This is a genomic window from Aurantibacter aestuarii (assembly GCF_003008425.1).
Taxonomy (GTDB): Bacteria; Bacteroidota; Bacteroidia; order Flavobacteriales; family Flavobacteriaceae; genus Aurantibacter; species Aurantibacter aestuarii.
Genome location: NZ_PXOQ01000006.1, coordinates 183196 through 196026, shown reverse-complemented (window position 1 = coordinate 196026; position 12831 = coordinate 183196). Strand labels below are relative to the sequence as shown.

Sequence of the window (12831 nt, the reverse complement as noted above, 5' to 3'; positions counted from 1 at the left end):
AACATCGTAAATTTACGAAAACTATAACGATTTAGAAAGTCTAATTATAATCGTTTTAACATTTTTTTGAATGAAATTTTGAGCTGATAAACAAAAAAACCCATAACAACTGTCACGGGTTTTTTAATTTATAGAATTCTAAACTAGATTATTTGATTTTGAATGCATTCATTTTAGGAAAATAAGCTACATCTCCTAATTCTTCCTCAATACGAATTAATTGGTTGTATTTAGCCATACGATCACTTCTTGAAGCAGAACCAGTTTTGATTTGCCCACAGTTTAAAGCAACTGCTAAATCTGCAATGGTATTATCTTCTGTCTCACCAGATCTGTGTGACATTACAGAAGTATATCCTGCATTATGTGCCATATTAACCGCCGCAATAGTTTCGGTTAATGTACCAATCTGATTCACTTTAATTAAAATAGAATTGGCAATGTTTTGCTTAATTCCTTTAGATAAACGCTCTACGTTAGTTACATATAAATCATCACCAACCAATTGTACTTTATCTCCAATTTGCTCGGTTAAATATTTCCAACCTTCCCAATCGTTTTCATCCATTCCATCTTCAATAGAAATAATTGGATAATTACGAGATAATTCTGCTAAGTAATCTGCTTGTTCTTTACTTGATCTTACTTTACCTGTATCTCCTTCAAATTTAGAATAATCATAATTTCCATCAACATAAAATTCTGCTGCTGCACAATCTAAAGCAATCATAACATCGTCTCCTAATGTATAACCCGCATTTTTAACGGCTAATGCTATGGTGTCTAAAGCATCTTCAGTACCGTCTAAAGTTGGTGCAAAACCACCTTCATCTCCTACTGCTGTACTTAAACCACGGTCATGTAATACTTTTTTAAGATTATGGAAAATTTCGGTTCCCATTTGTAAAGCATGTGAAAAATCATTTGCTTTTACTGGCATAACCATAAATTCCTGAAATGCTATTGGGGCATCACTATGTGATCCTCCATTAATAATGTTCATCATTGGAACAGGTAATGTGTTGGCAGAAACACCACCTACATATCTGTATAATGGCATACCTAACTCTGCAGCTGCAGCTTTTGCTACCGCAAGAGATACTCCTAAAATAGCATTTGCTCCTAATTTAGATTTATTTGGAGTTCCATCTATTTCACACATCAATTTATCAATGTAATTTTGCTCAAACACATTAACACCTAATAATTCCTCAGCTAAAATGGTGTTAACATTATCTACAGCTTTTGTTACACCTTTACCCATAAATTTATCACCACCGTCACGCAATTCTACCGCTTCATGTTCTCCTGTTGAAGCTCCAGATGGAACTGCAGCTCTTCCCATAAACCCGTTTTCTGTTTCTACATCTACTTCTACTGTTGGATTACCTCTAGAATCGAATATTTGTCTTGCATGAACATTGATAATGATACTCATAAAATTAATTTTTTAATATTTATATGGCTCAAATTTACGGTTATATTTGCAAATTCTCAGCTTTTACTATGATTTTTAAAGAATACTCAAACTAAAACGTTTGAGTTTAAAAAATAAATCAACAAAATTAGTGTTTTGTTGATTTATTTATACTATTATGATTTAATGTTACTTATAAATTGATCGAATAAGTATGAAGAGTCGTGCGGTCCAGGACTTGCTTCTGGGTGATATTGTACAGAAAAGCAGTTTTTAGACTTCATTTTAATTCCTGCAACTGTATGATCATTTAAGTGAACATGTGTAATTTCTATATCGCTATGCGCTTCTGTTTCTTCTCTGTTTATGGCAAAACCATGATTTTGAGACGTAATTTCCCCTTTACCAGTCACTAAGTTTTTTACCGGATGGTTAATACCTCTGTGACCGTTGTGCATCTTATATGTAGAAATTCCATTTGCTAATGCAATAACTTGATGTCCTAAACAAATTCCAAATAATGGCTTATTATCTGCAATAATTTGTTTTGCTACATTTTGTGCATCTACTAATGGTTCTGGATCTCCAGGACCGTTAGACAAAAAGTAACCATCTGGATTGAATGCTTTTAGATCTTCATAAGTAGCATTGTATGGAAACACTTTTATATAAGCATCTCGCTTTGCTAAATTTCTTAAAATATTTGTTTTAATACCTAAATCTAAAGCAGCAATTTTAATAGGAGCATTTTCATCTCCGAAAAAATAAGGTTCCTTAGTAGATACTTTAGAAGACAATTCCAGACCTGCCATTTGAGGCACTTCAGCTAACTGCTTTTTTAAACCTTCAATATTATCCACTTCTGTAGAAATTAAAGCATTCATAGAGCCATTATCTCTAATATAACTTACTAAAGCTCGCGTATCTACATCTGAAATAGCTAACAGATTATGGGCATTTAAAAAATCTTCTAAAGAGCCGTTAGAATTATCTCTTGAATAATCGTAACTAAAATTTTTACAAATTAAACCTGAAATTTTAATAGAATCTGATTCTACTTCTTCATCATTAACTCCATAGTTACCAATATGAGCATTGGTCGTTACCATTAATTGTCCAAAATAAGACGGGTCTGTAAAAATCTCCTGATAACCAGTCATACCGGTATTAAAACAAACTTCTCCAAATGCGGTGCCTTCTTTACCTACAGCTTTCCCATGAAAGATTGTTCCATCTGCTAATAATACTATGGCTTTTTTAAGTTTTTGATATTTCATTTTAAAAGTGGTTTATTCATTTTAAAAGTTGTACAAAATTGCATAAAAAAAAGGATAAACTAAAATAGTTTATCCTTTAATATTTAAATGCTTGAAATCATTTATTCTTCTTCGTTAGTTGCTTTAGTTTCAACTGGCGCAGCTGCTGGTTTAGAACCACCACGACGAGAACGACGTGTTGTTTTCTTCTTAGCTTTATCTGCGTTGTAGATTTCATTAAAGTCTACTAATTCAATCATTGCCATATCAGCGTTATCTCCTAAACGATTTCCAAGTTTAATAATTCTTGTATATCCTCCTGGACGATCTGCAACTTTAACCGCTACATCTCTAAATAATTCTGTTACTGCTTCTTTTTGTCTTAATTTACTAAAAACGATACGTCTGTTGTGAGTTGTATCTTCCTTAGATTTTGTAATCATAGGTTCTACAAATACTTTTAAAGCTTTTGCTTTAGCAACAGTAGTATTAATACGTTTATGCTCGATAAGAGAACAAGCCATATTTGCTAACATAGATTTTCTATGAGCAGTTTTTCTACTTAAATGATTTACTTTTTTTCCGTGTCTCATGACATTTTAAGTTTGACTACATCTTGCTACCATATCCTTCTTGGAGAGCAAATTATGTGTCGTTAATAATTATTTATTGCGATAAGATTACAATTAATCTTTATCTAACTTGTATTTAGATAAATCCATTCCGAAATTTAATCCTTTAACATTAACAAGCTCTTCAAGCTCTGTTAAAGATTTTTTACCGAAGTTACGGAACTTCATTAAATCATTTTTATTAAAAGATACTAAGTCTCCTAAAGTATCTACTTCTGCAGCTTTTAAACAATTAAGAGCACGAACAGATAAGTCCATATCTACTAATTTTGTTTTAAGCAACTGTCTCATATGAAGAGATTCTTCATCATAAGTTTCAGTTTGAGCTATTTCATCAGCCTCTAAAGTGATACGCTCATCAGAGAATAACATAAAGTGGTGAATTAAAGTCTTAGCTGCTTCAGTTAAAGCATCTTGAGGCGTAATAGAACCATCTGTAATGATTTCGAAAACTAATTTTTCGTAATCTGTTTTTTGTTCTACACGGTAATTCTCGATACTATACTTAACATTTTTAATTGGCGTGTAAATTGAATCTGTAAAGATAGTTCCAACTGCTACTGAAGGTTTTTTATTTTCTTCAGCAGGAACATAACCTCTACCTTTTTCAATTGTAATTTCCATGTTAATGTTTACTTTAGGATCTAAGTTACAAATGACTAAGTCTTTGTTTAAAACTTGGAATCCTGAAATAAATTTTTGAAAATCACCAGCTGTGATAGTTTCTTGTCCTGATAGAGATATAGAAACAGTTTCGTTATCTACATCTTCTATTTGACGCTTAAAACGTACTTGTTTTAAACTTAATATAATTTCTGTAACATCTTCTACAACACCTGCAATGGTAGAGAATTCATGATCTACACCTTCGATTCTTACCGAAGTAATTGCAAATCCTTCTAAAGAAGATAATAAAACTCTACGTAAAGCATTTCCTACTGTTAATCCATAACCAGGTTCTAAAGGACGAAATTCGAATTTCCCTTCAAAATCTGTAGAATCAATCATGATTACTTTATCAGGTTTTTGAAAATTAAATACTGCCATGTTATTCTTCGTTTTAATTGTTATTTAGTTGCGCGGTTTAGAGGTTTGAAGAAAGTCCAATAAACCCTTTGGCTAAATCCCAATATGATTAATTATTATTTAGAGTATAATTCGACGATGAATTGCTCATTAATGTTTTCTGGAATCTGAATTCTTGCCGGAACAGAAACATAAGTTCCTTGCTTCGTATCGGTATTCCAAGTGATCCACTCGTATACATTACTAGAATTAGATAAAGAACGGTCGATAGACTCTAAAGATTTAGACTTTTCTCTTACCGCTACAACATCTCCAGCGTTTAATGAATAAGAAGGTATATTAACAATCTCTCCATTAACTGTAATATGTCTATGAGATACTAATTGTCTAGCACCACTTCTAGAAGGAGATAATCCCATTCTAAAAACAACGTTATCTAATCTAGACTCACATAATTGTAACAATACCTCACCAGTAATACCTTGTGCAGCAGTTGCTTTTTTAAACATATTACGGAATTGCTTTTCTAAAATACCATAAGTATATTTAGCTTTTTGCTTTTCCATTAACTGAATTGCGTATTCAGATTTTTTACCACGACGACGGTTGTTACCATGTTGTCCTGGTGGATAATTTCTTTTTTCGAAAGACTTGTCGTCTCCGAAGATAGCTTCTCCGAATTTACGGGCTATTTTAGTTTTAGGACCAGTATATCTTGCCATTTTAAATTTGATTTAAGAGTGATTGGGAATTAAGGTCTTAATCTTATCCTTCGCCAACCGTTAATCTCTTGTTGATACTTGTTTTTTTATTTCAGTGTGCAAATGTATAAAAAAAATTAATACCAACCTTAAAAAAGATTGGTATTAACTTCATTCATAATTTATTATACTCTTCTTCGTTTTGGAGGACGACAACCGTTATGTGGTAATGGTGTAACATCAATAATTTCTGTTACTTCTATACCTGCATTATGGATTGAACGAATAGCAGATTCTCTACCATTTCCTGGTCCTTTAACGTAAACTTTTACTTTTTTCAAACCTGCTTCTTTAGCAACGCCTGAAGCATCTTCTGCAGCTAATTGAGCAGCATAAGGTGTATTTTTCTTAGATCCTCTAAAGCCCATTTTACCGGCAGATGACCAAGAGATTACATCTCCTTTTTTATTAGTTAAAGAGATAATGATGTTGTTAAAAGAAGCTGTAACGTGAGCTTCTCCTACAGAGTCAACAATAACTTTACGTTTCTTGGTGCTCTTAGCATTTGTTTTTGCCATATCTTTCTAGTTTTCAGTTTTAGTTATAGTCGCTAGAATCCTAAACTATTATAATTTCAAACAGATTCTTTCCAACGTCTAAATCCTAAAGACTAAATTAATTATTTAGTTGCTTTCTTTTTGTTAGCAACAGTTTTTCTTCTACCTTTTCTAGTTCTAGAGTTGTTCTTAGTACGTTGTCCTCTTAAAGGTAAACCAGATCTGTGACGAATACCTCTGTAACATCCAATATCCATTAATCGCTTAATGTTTAATTGAATTTCAGAACGTAATTCTCCTTCAATGGTAAATGAACTTACTGCATCACGAATGGCTGCAATTTGATCATCTGTCCAATCTTGAACTTTAATACTTTCATCTACTTTAGCTAAGTCTAAAATTTCTTTAGCTCTGCTTCTTCCTATACCATAGATATAAGTTAATGAGATGACTCCTCTTTTTTGTTTTGGTATATCAACACCTGCAATTCTTGCCATAATTATCCTTGTCTTTGTTTGAATCTAGGATTCTTTTTGTTAATCACGTAAAGTCTACCTTTTCTACGCACAATTTTACAATCTGCGCTTCTTTTTTTAACTGATGCTCTAACTTTCATCTGTTCTATTTAATATTAAAATATTAACCGGTTTAACCGCAATGGTTACCTAATTAGTATCTATAGGTTATACGAGCCTTACTTAAATCGTAAGGACTCATTTCTAATTTTACTTTATCTCCTGGAAGCAATTTAATGTAATGCATTCTCATTTTACCAGAGATATGTGCCGTCACAATGTGACCATTCTCTAACTCTACTCGAAACATTGCATTAGATAATGCCTCAATTATTGTTCCGTCTTGCTCTATTGCTGCTTGCTTTGCCATATTATACGACTGCTTTTCTGTTTTTACCAGTTTTCATCAATCCATCATAGTGTCTATTTAACAAGTAAGAATTTACTTGCTGCATAGTATCTATAGCAACACCAACCATAATTAAAAGAGAAGTTCCTCCGAAAAATAACGCCCAACCAGATTGTACGTCTAATAATTTTACAATGACTGCTGGAAAAACTGCAATTAATGCTAAAAATATAGAACCTGGTAATGTAATTTGTGACATTATTTTATCCAAATATTCAGAAGTTTCAGATCCTGGACGAATACCTGGAATAAATCCACCACTTCGTTTTAAATCGTCTGCCATCTTATTAGTTGGAACTGTAATTGCAGTATAGAAATACGTAAAGATTATAATTAATAATGCAAATACGAAATTATACCAAAATCCAAATATGTCTGCAAAATTAGTTTGCATCCATAAACCTGCTGATGTCTCTTTTAAAAATGAAGATCCTCCAATTAAACCAGGAACAAACATGATCGCTTGAGCAAAGATAATTGGCATAACTCCAGAAGCATTTAACTTTAAAGGAATGTATTGTCTGTTACCACCCATAGCATCTTTCTCGTAAGTTCCAGTTGCAGTTCTTCTAGCATACTGTACGGCTATTTTACGAACAGCCATGACTAATAAGATAGATAATAATATTATTACAAACCAGATTAACACCTCAAACAAAATTAACATCACACTATTAGTCTCCATACGAGATACAGCATTTTGTAAAAATGATTTAGGTAAAGTTGCAATAATACCAACCATAATTAATAATGATATACCATTACCAATACCTTTATCGGTTATTTTTTCACCCAACCACATTGCAAAAATAGTTCCTGTTACCAAGATTATAATTGAAGATGTGTAGAATACTGTAGAATCAAGCAAAAATGCTGATTCTGGTATTCCAAACATAGGTGTTAAACTTGCTAAATAACCAGGAGCTTGAACCAAACAAATACCAATAGTTAACCAACGGGTAATTTGGGTGATTTTTTTCTGACCTGAAGCACCTTCTTTTTGAAGCTTTTGTAAATAAGGAATTGCTATTCCCATTAACTGAACCACAATAGAAGCAGAAATGTAAGGCATGATACCTAAAGCGAAAACTGAAGCATTAGCAAAAGCTCCTCCAGTGAATGCATTTAAGATACCAAAAATACCCTCTGATGTTCCTTGCTGTAAGTTTTGTAATTGAGACGCATCAATACCAGGTAAAACTACCTGAGCACCAAAACGATACACTAAAAGCAAACTTAAAGTAATCAGAATACGATTTCTTAGTTCGTCTATTTTCCAAACATTTTTTATAGTCTCTATAAATTTCATGTTTTGTGGAATTATAGAGTTACGATTTCTCCGCCTGCAGCTTCAATAGCCTTTTGTGCAGATGCAGAAAATTTATGAGCAGATACTGTTATCTTAGACTTTAATTCTCCTCTACCTAATACCTTAAATAGCTCGTTTTTACCAGCTAAACCTAAAGATACTACAGTTTCATGATCTAAAGTATTTGAGATTACTTTATCATCTATTAATTGTTGAATCTTATCTAAGTTAATTGCTTGGTATTCTTTACGATTAATATTAGTGAAACCAAATTTTGGAACACGACGCTGTAAAGGCATTTGACCACCTTCAAAACCTACTTTCTTAGAATATCCTGAACGAGACTTAGCACCTTTGTGACCACGTGTTGCAGTACCACCTTTACCTGAACCTTGTCCGCGACCTACTCGCTTGCCTTGATTTTTTACCGATCCTTCTGCCGGTTGTAAGTTACTTAAATTCATTTATTAGTTGTATTATTTAGTTTCTTCAACAGAAACTAAGTGATTTACTTTTTTAACCATACCTAAAATGTTAGGTGTAGCTTCGTGTTCTACGACTTGACCAATCTTTTTTAAACCTAGAGCCTCTAAAGTTCTCTTTTGTCTTAATGTACGATTGATAGCACTTTTAACTTTTTTTACTTTTATCTTAGCCATCTGTCCTATTTTATCCGTTAAACACTTTCTCTAAAGAAAGACCTCTTTCTTTAGCTATTGATTGAGCACTTCTTAATTGTAATAAAGCATCAAATGTTGCTTTTACAACGTTATGTGGATTAGAAGATCCTTGAGATTTAGATAATACATCATGTACTCCAACTGCTTCTAAAACTGTTCTTACAGCTCCACCAGCAATAACTCCGGTACCAGGTGCTGCAGGAATAATATTTACTCTAGCTCCACCATATTTACCTTTTTGTTCATGAGGTAAAGTTCCTTTAATAATAGGGATACGAACTAAGTTCTTTTTAGCATCTTCGATTGCTTTTGCAATTGCACTAGCTACATCTTTAGATTTACCTAAACCTTGCCCTACAACACCAGCTTCATCACCAACAACAACGATTGCTGAGAAACCAAATGCTCTACCACCTTTTGTTACTTTAGTAACTCTCTGTACTCCAACCAAACGATCTTTCAAATCTAAACCACTTGGTTTTACTAACTCTGCACTTTTGTATTTCTGATACATAATTTCTTAGAATTTAAGTCCTGCTTCTCTAGCCCCATCGGCTAATGATTTTACTCTTCCGTGGTATAAAAATCCCCCTCTATCAAAAGAGATGGTTTCAATTCCAGCTTTAAGAGCTTTTTCAGCAATTGACTTACCTACTAAAGCAGCGATTTCTATTTTATTTCCTTTTTCAGAACTAATACTCTTTTCTCTAGAAGAAGCAGATACTAATGTTTTACCATCTACATCGTTTACTATCTGAGCATAAATTTCTTTATTACTTCTAAAAACAGATAATCTAGGTCTAGCTTCAGTTCCAGAAACAACCTTACGAACTCTGCTTTTAATTCTTAATCTTTTTTCGTTTTTTGTTAACGCCATGACTTATATATTAAGCTGATTTACCTGCTTTTCTTCTTAAAATCTCTCCAACAAACTTGATTCCTTTACCTTTGTATGGTTCAGGTCTTCTGTAATCTCTAATCTTAGCAGCAACTTGACCAACTAATTGTTTGTCATGAGAAGTTAATTTAATAATTGGGTTTTTACCTTTTTCAGATACTGTTTCCACTTTAACTTCTTCAGCTATTCTAATAACAATGTTATGAGAAAAACCTAATGCTAAATCTAAATTATTACCTTGGTTTGTTGCTCTGTAACCTACACCAACCAATTCTAATTGTTTTGTCCAACCTTCAGAAACACCTTTTATCATATTGTGCACTAAAGATCTGTATAAACCATGCTTAGCTTTACTATCTTTTGAATCAGAAGATCGCGTCACATAAACATTTCCTTCTTCAACTTTAACTTCTACTGTATCAAAGTTTTGAGTTAATTCACCCATTTTACCTTTAGCAGTAATTACGTTATCGTTTACAGTTACTGTTACTCCTGATGGAATAACAACTGGATTATTTCCTATTCTTGACATATCTCTATTCTTTTTTTAGTAAACGTAACATAAAACTTCCCCACCAACATTCTCTCTTTGAGCTTGCTTAGCAGTCATTACACCATGAGAGGTAGAAACGATTGCTATACCAAGACCATTAAGAATACGTGGTAACTCTTTAGAGCTAGAATACTTACGTAAACCTGGCTTACTAATTCTTTGAATTTTTCTAATAACAGGCTCTTTTGTTTCCTTGTTATATTTAAGAGCTATTTTAATAGTCCCTTGAACATTAGAATCTTCAAATTTGTAACTTAAAATATATCCTTGATCGAATAATATTTTAGTAATGTTCTTTTTTAAATTTGATGCAGGTATTTCTACAACTCTATGGTTAGCACGCACTGCGTTTCTAACTCGTGTTAAATAATCTGCAATTGGATCTGTATACATATATATTAATTTGCGGTTTTGGTTTTCGACAAAACGTCGAACCTAAAACCAATTATAATTTTACCAACTTGCTTTAGTAACTCCTGGTATTAAACCTTGGTTAGCCATTTCTCTAAATAAAACTCTAGAAATTCCAAATGTTCTCATGTAACCTCTTGGTCTTCCCGTTAATTTACAACGGTTGTGCTGACGAATAGGCGATGCGTTTTTTGGTAATCTCTGTAACGCCTCATAATCTCCAGCTTCTTTAAGAGCTTTACGCTTTGCAGCATATTTAGCGACAGTTTTACTTCTTTTAACCTCGCGGGCTTTCATTGATTCTTTAGCCATAACTTAGTTTTTTTGGAATGGTAAACCCATTTCAGTTAATAATGATTTTGCTTCTTTATCTGTAGCGGCCGAAGTTACGAAAGTAATATCCATTCCTGAAATTTTATTTACTTTATCGATATCTATTTCAGGAAAAATGATTTGCTCAGTAATTCCTAAGTTATAGTTACCTCTACCATCAAATCCAGTAGCTTTAATCCCGTTGAAATCTCTTACACGTGGTAATGCTGAAGTGATTAAACGATCTAAAAATTCGAACATTTGCTCTCCTCTTAGTGTTACTTTAGCTCCAATTGGCATTCCCTTACGTAATTTAAAAGATGCAACATCTTTTTTCGATAACGTAGAAACGGCTTTTTGTCCTGTAATTGTAGTTAACTCATCCACAGCGTAATCTACTAATTTCTTATCAGAAACAGCAGCACCAACTCCTTTAGAAACAACAATTTTTTCTAATTTAGGAACCTGCATTACATTCTTGTAACCAAATTCTTCTGTAAGAGCAGCAATTACTTTGCTTTTATACTCTTCCTTAAGTCTAGGTGAATATGCCATAATTATATAACTTCATTAGATTTTTTAGAAAAACGAACTTTTTTACCTTTTTCAGTTCTGTATCCAACTCTTGTCTCATCTCCTTTAGAAGTTAAAAGACTTAAATTAGAAACATGAATAGGCGCTTCTTTTTCTACAATTCCTCCTTGCGGACTTTGAGCACTAGGTTTCATATGTTTTTTAATCATATTTACACCTTCTACTATCGCTTTATTCTTTTCAATAAACACTTTAGTTACTTTACCTTCAGAACCTTTATGGTCTCCAGCAATAACTTTTACAGTGTCTCCTGTTTTAATTTTTAGCTTTGTCATTTTATTTTTCATTAAAGCACCTCAGGCGCTAATGATACAATTTTCATGAAAGATTTATCACGAAGTTCTCTAGCAACAGGTCCAAATACACGAGTACCTTTCATTTCTCCTTGCGGATTTAAAAGTACACAAGCGTTATCATCAAATCTAATATAAGATCCGTCTGGACGTCTTACTTCTTTCTTAGTACGTACAACTACTGCAGTTGCAACTGATCCCTTTTTGGTGTTACCGTTTGGGGTTGCATCTTTAACAGCGACTACTATTTTATCTCCAATAGAAGCGTATCTTCTTTTAGTTCCACCTAGAACACGGATAGTTAAAACTTCCTTTGCTCCAGTATTATCTGCAACTCTTAATCTTGATTCTTGCTGTACCATTACTTCGCTCTTTCAATTATTTCAACTAATCTCCAACATTTAGATTTACTTAAAGGTCTTGTTTCCATGATCTTTACAGTATCTCCAATATTACAATCGTTTGTCTCGTCGTGTGCAACATATTTCTTAGTCTTTAACACGAACTTACCGTACATTGGGTGTTTTACCTTCTTAACTTCAGATACCACAATTGATTTCTGCATTTTATTACTAGTAACTACACCAATACGTTCTTTTCTTAAGTTTCTTTTTTCCATCTTTAGGCAGAATTATTGTAAATCTCTTTTAGTTAATTCTGTTGCAATTCTTGCAACACTACGTCTCATTTGACGTAATTGAATAGGGTTTTCTAAAGGAGAGATAGCATGAGCCATTTTTAAATCTGAATAACTCTTTTTTGATTCACTAAGTTTCTCTTGTAACTCAGCTACAGATAATTCTTTAATTTCTGATTGTTTCATGATATCAAATAAATTATGCTTGGTAATCTCTAGCGATTACAAACTTAGTTTTAACTGGTAATTTTTGAGCCGCTAAACGTAATGCTTCTTTAGCAACGTCTAATGGTACTCCTCCTACTTCAAAAAGGATTCTACCTGGTTTAACAACAGCAGCCCAATATTCTACAGCTCCTTTACCTTTACCCATACGTACTTCAAGAGGTTTCTTTGTTATTGGCTTATCTGGGAATATTTTAATCCACAGTTGACCTTCTCTTTTCATAAAACGAGTAGCAGCAATACGAGCAGCTTCTATTTGACGTGATGTTAAAAAATTAGAATCTAATGATTTTATTCCAAAAGTTCCGTTTGAAAGTAAGTGACCTCTACCAGAGTTCCCTTTCATACGTCCCTTTTGCATTTTTCTAAATTTTGTTCTTTTAGGCTGTAACATTTGTTCTTTTCT

At 32.9% G+C, this 12831-nt stretch carries 23 protein-coding genes; all 23 read right to left on the bottom strand.

The genetic code is table 11. From position 1 onward, the window contains the following. Window positions 1-148 precede the first annotated feature (148 nt). Window positions 149-1438, bottom strand: coding sequence for a phosphopyruvate hydratase (eno, locus tag C7H52_RS01055; RefSeq protein WP_106462022.1), 1290 nt, complete (start codon window positions 1436-1438; stop codon window positions 149-151). Window positions 1439-1593: 155 nt separating this feature from the next. Continuing rightward, window positions 1594-2694 (bottom strand): glutamine-hydrolyzing carbamoyl-phosphate synthase small subunit, encoded by a 1101-nt coding sequence (carA, locus tag C7H52_RS01050; protein WP_106462021.1) that lies wholly within the window; start codon window positions 2692-2694, stop codon window positions 1594-1596. 101 nt (window positions 2695-2795) lie between these two features. Beyond that, complete coding sequence (gene rplQ / locus C7H52_RS01045; protein WP_106462020.1) at window positions 2796-3266, bottom strand: 50S ribosomal protein L17; 471 nt, start codon at window positions 3264-3266, stop codon at window positions 2796-2798. A 93-nt stretch (window positions 3267-3359) separates the two neighbouring features. Next, window positions 3360-4352 carry a DNA-directed RNA polymerase subunit alpha gene (locus C7H52_RS01040; RefSeq protein ID WP_106462019.1) on the bottom strand — a complete coding sequence of 331 codons (993 nt, stop codon included), beginning with the start codon at window positions 4350-4352 and terminating at the stop codon, window positions 3360-3362. 95 nt (window positions 4353-4447) lie between these two features. Further along, window positions 4448-5053: a 30S ribosomal protein S4 gene (gene rpsD / locus C7H52_RS01035; RefSeq protein WP_106462018.1), complete on the bottom strand. Its 606-nt coding sequence runs from the start codon at window positions 5051-5053 to the stop codon at window positions 4448-4450. 164 nt (window positions 5054-5217) lie between these two features. Further along, a complete protein-coding gene (rpsK, locus tag C7H52_RS01030) occupies window positions 5218-5610 on the bottom strand; it encodes a 30S ribosomal protein S11 (protein ID WP_106462017.1) in 393 nt (130 codons plus the stop codon). Between the two features lie 101 nt (window positions 5611-5711). Then, entirely contained in the window at window positions 5712-6086 is a 375-nt protein-coding gene (gene rpsM, locus C7H52_RS01025; RefSeq protein WP_106462016.1) for a 30S ribosomal protein S13, read from the bottom strand. Between the two features lie 2 nt (window positions 6087-6088). Continuing rightward, window positions 6089-6205 (bottom strand): type B 50S ribosomal protein L36, encoded by a 117-nt coding sequence (gene ykgO / locus C7H52_RS01020; RefSeq protein ID WP_013305171.1) that lies wholly within the window; start codon window positions 6203-6205, stop codon window positions 6089-6091. 53 nt (window positions 6206-6258) lie between these two features. After that, window positions 6259-6474 (bottom strand): translation initiation factor IF-1, encoded by a 216-nt coding sequence (gene infA / locus C7H52_RS01015; protein WP_028289261.1) that lies wholly within the window; start codon window positions 6472-6474, stop codon window positions 6259-6261. Window position 6475: 1 nt separating this feature from the next. After that, entirely contained in the window at window positions 6476-7822 is a 1347-nt protein-coding gene (gene secY / locus C7H52_RS01010; RefSeq protein ID WP_106462015.1) for a preprotein translocase subunit SecY, read from the bottom strand. A gap of 11 nt (window positions 7823-7833) precedes the next feature. Then, on the bottom strand, window positions 7834-8286 hold the full coding sequence (gene rplO / locus C7H52_RS01005; protein ID WP_106462014.1) for a 50S ribosomal protein L15: 453 nt from the start codon (window positions 8284-8286) through the stop codon (window positions 7834-7836). A 12-nt stretch (window positions 8287-8298) separates the two neighbouring features. Beyond that, a complete protein-coding gene (rpmD, locus tag C7H52_RS01000) occupies window positions 8299-8481 on the bottom strand; it encodes a 50S ribosomal protein L30 (RefSeq protein WP_106462013.1) in 183 nt (60 codons plus the stop codon). A 10-nt stretch (window positions 8482-8491) separates the two neighbouring features. After that, window positions 8492-9016, bottom strand: coding sequence for a 30S ribosomal protein S5 (gene rpsE / locus C7H52_RS00995; protein WP_106462012.1), 525 nt, complete (start codon window positions 9014-9016; stop codon window positions 8492-8494). Between the two features lie 6 nt (window positions 9017-9022). Next, window positions 9023-9379 (bottom strand): 50S ribosomal protein L18, encoded by a 357-nt coding sequence (rplR, locus tag C7H52_RS00990; RefSeq protein WP_106462011.1) that lies wholly within the window; start codon window positions 9377-9379, stop codon window positions 9023-9025. Window positions 9380-9389: 10 nt separating this feature from the next. Then, window positions 9390-9932 (bottom strand): 50S ribosomal protein L6, encoded by a 543-nt coding sequence (rplF, locus tag C7H52_RS00985; protein ID WP_106462010.1) that lies wholly within the window; start codon window positions 9930-9932, stop codon window positions 9390-9392. A gap of 15 nt (window positions 9933-9947) precedes the next feature. Then, entirely contained in the window at window positions 9948-10346 is a 399-nt protein-coding gene (gene rpsH / locus C7H52_RS00980; RefSeq protein ID WP_106462009.1) for a 30S ribosomal protein S8, read from the bottom strand. A gap of 60 nt (window positions 10347-10406) precedes the next feature. Then, on the bottom strand, window positions 10407-10676 hold the full coding sequence (rpsN, locus tag C7H52_RS00975; RefSeq protein WP_106462008.1) for a 30S ribosomal protein S14: 270 nt from the start codon (window positions 10674-10676) through the stop codon (window positions 10407-10409). A gap of 3 nt (window positions 10677-10679) precedes the next feature. Next, window positions 10680-11231 carry a 50S ribosomal protein L5 gene (rplE, locus tag C7H52_RS00970; RefSeq protein WP_106462007.1) on the bottom strand — a complete coding sequence of 184 codons (552 nt, stop codon included), beginning with the start codon at window positions 11229-11231 and terminating at the stop codon, window positions 10680-10682. Between the two features lie 2 nt (window positions 11232-11233). Continuing rightward, on the bottom strand, window positions 11234-11545 hold the full coding sequence (gene rplX / locus C7H52_RS00965; RefSeq protein WP_106462065.1) for a 50S ribosomal protein L24: 312 nt from the start codon (window positions 11543-11545) through the stop codon (window positions 11234-11236). 11 nt (window positions 11546-11556) lie between these two features. Then, complete coding sequence (rplN, locus tag C7H52_RS00960) at window positions 11557-11925, bottom strand: 50S ribosomal protein L14 (protein ID WP_106462006.1); 369 nt, start codon at window positions 11923-11925, stop codon at window positions 11557-11559. Further along, complete coding sequence (gene rpsQ, locus C7H52_RS00955) at window positions 11925-12182, bottom strand: 30S ribosomal protein S17 (RefSeq protein WP_073085362.1); 258 nt, start codon at window positions 12180-12182, stop codon at window positions 11925-11927. Before rpsQ ends, rplN begins: the two co-directional genes overlap by 1 nt. A gap of 12 nt (window positions 12183-12194) precedes the next feature. After that, window positions 12195-12386: a 50S ribosomal protein L29 gene (gene rpmC, locus C7H52_RS00950; protein WP_106462005.1), complete on the bottom strand. Its 192-nt coding sequence runs from the start codon at window positions 12384-12386 to the stop codon at window positions 12195-12197. A 13-nt stretch (window positions 12387-12399) separates the two neighbouring features. Continuing rightward, the gene (rplP, locus tag C7H52_RS00945) at window positions 12400-12819 is read right to left on the bottom strand and encodes a 50S ribosomal protein L16 (RefSeq protein WP_106462004.1); all 420 of its coding nucleotides are present in this window, start codon (window positions 12817-12819) and stop codon (window positions 12400-12402) included. Window positions 12820-12831: the final 12 nt, after the last annotated feature.

Excerpts from the sequence above, each read along its gene's own strand:
- rpsM (WP_106462016.1), bottom strand. The coding sequence starts at position 6,086 with ATGGCAAGAATTGCAGGTGTTGATATACCAAAACAAAAAAGAGGAGTC.
- rpsK (WP_106462017.1), bottom strand. The coding sequence starts at position 5,610 with ATGGCAAAAACAAATGCTAAGAGCACCAAGAAACGTAAAGTTATTGTT.
- rplE (WP_106462007.1), bottom strand. The coding sequence starts at position 11,231 with ATGGCATATTCACCTAGACTTAAGGAAGAGTATAAAAGCAAAGTAATT.
- rpmD (WP_106462013.1), bottom strand. The coding sequence starts at position 8,481 with ATGGCTAAGATAAAAGTAAAAAAAGTTAAAAGTGCTATCAATCGTACA.
- ykgO (WP_013305171.1), bottom strand. The coding sequence starts at position 6,205 with ATGAAAGTTAGAGCATCAGTTAAAAAAAGAAGCGCAGATTGTAAAATT.
- rpsD (WP_106462018.1), bottom strand. The coding sequence starts at position 5,053 with ATGGCAAGATATACTGGTCCTAAAACTAAAATAGCCCGTAAATTCGGA.
- rplP (WP_106462004.1), bottom strand. The coding sequence starts at position 12,819 with ATGTTACAGCCTAAAAGAACAAAATTTAGAAAAATGCAAAAGGGACGT.
- carA (WP_106462021.1), bottom strand. The coding sequence starts at position 2,694 with ATGAAATATCAAAAACTTAAAAAAGCCATAGTATTATTAGCAGATGGA.
- rplQ (WP_106462020.1), bottom strand. The coding sequence starts at position 3,266 with ATGAGACACGGAAAAAAAGTAAATCATTTAAGTAGAAAAACTGCTCAT.
- rpsQ (WP_073085362.1), bottom strand. The coding sequence starts at position 12,182 with ATGGAAAAAAGAAACTTAAGAAAAGAACGTATTGGTGTAGTTACTAGT.
- secY (WP_106462015.1), bottom strand. The coding sequence starts at position 7,822 with ATGAAATTTATAGAGACTATAAAAAATGTTTGGAAAATAGACGAACTA.
- rpsH (WP_106462009.1), bottom strand. The coding sequence starts at position 10,346 with ATGTATACAGATCCAATTGCAGATTATTTAACACGAGTTAGAAACGCA.
- infA (WP_028289261.1), bottom strand. The coding sequence starts at position 6,474 with ATGGCAAAGCAAGCAGCAATAGAGCAAGACGGAACAATAATTGAGGCA.
- rplN (WP_106462006.1), bottom strand. The coding sequence starts at position 11,925 with ATGGTACAGCAAGAATCAAGATTAAGAGTTGCAGATAATACTGGAGCA.
- rplX (WP_106462065.1), bottom strand. The coding sequence starts at position 11,545 with ATGACAAAGCTAAAAATTAAAACAGGAGACACTGTAAAAGTTATTGCT.
- rpsN (WP_106462008.1), bottom strand. The coding sequence starts at position 10,676 with ATGGCTAAAGAATCAATGAAAGCCCGCGAGGTTAAAAGAAGTAAAACT.
- eno (WP_106462022.1), bottom strand. The coding sequence starts at position 1,438 with ATGAGTATCATTATCAATGTTCATGCAAGACAAATATTCGATTCTAGA.
- rpsE (WP_106462012.1), bottom strand. The coding sequence starts at position 9,016 with ATGTATCAGAAATACAAAAGTGCAGAGTTAGTAAAACCAAGTGGTTTA.
- C7H52_RS01040 (WP_106462019.1), bottom strand. The coding sequence starts at position 4,352 with ATGGCAGTATTTAATTTTCAAAAACCTGATAAAGTAATCATGATTGAT.
- rplR (WP_106462011.1), bottom strand. The coding sequence starts at position 9,379 with ATGGCGTTAACAAAAAACGAAAAAAGATTAAGAATTAAAAGCAGAGTT.
- rplF (WP_106462010.1), bottom strand. The coding sequence starts at position 9,932 with ATGTCAAGAATAGGAAATAATCCAGTTGTTATTCCATCAGGAGTAACA.
- rplO (WP_106462014.1), bottom strand. The coding sequence starts at position 8,286 with ATGAATTTAAGTAACTTACAACCGGCAGAAGGATCGGTAAAAAATCAA.
- rpmC (WP_106462005.1), bottom strand. The coding sequence starts at position 12,386 with ATGAAACAATCAGAAATTAAAGAATTATCTGTAGCTGAGTTACAAGAG.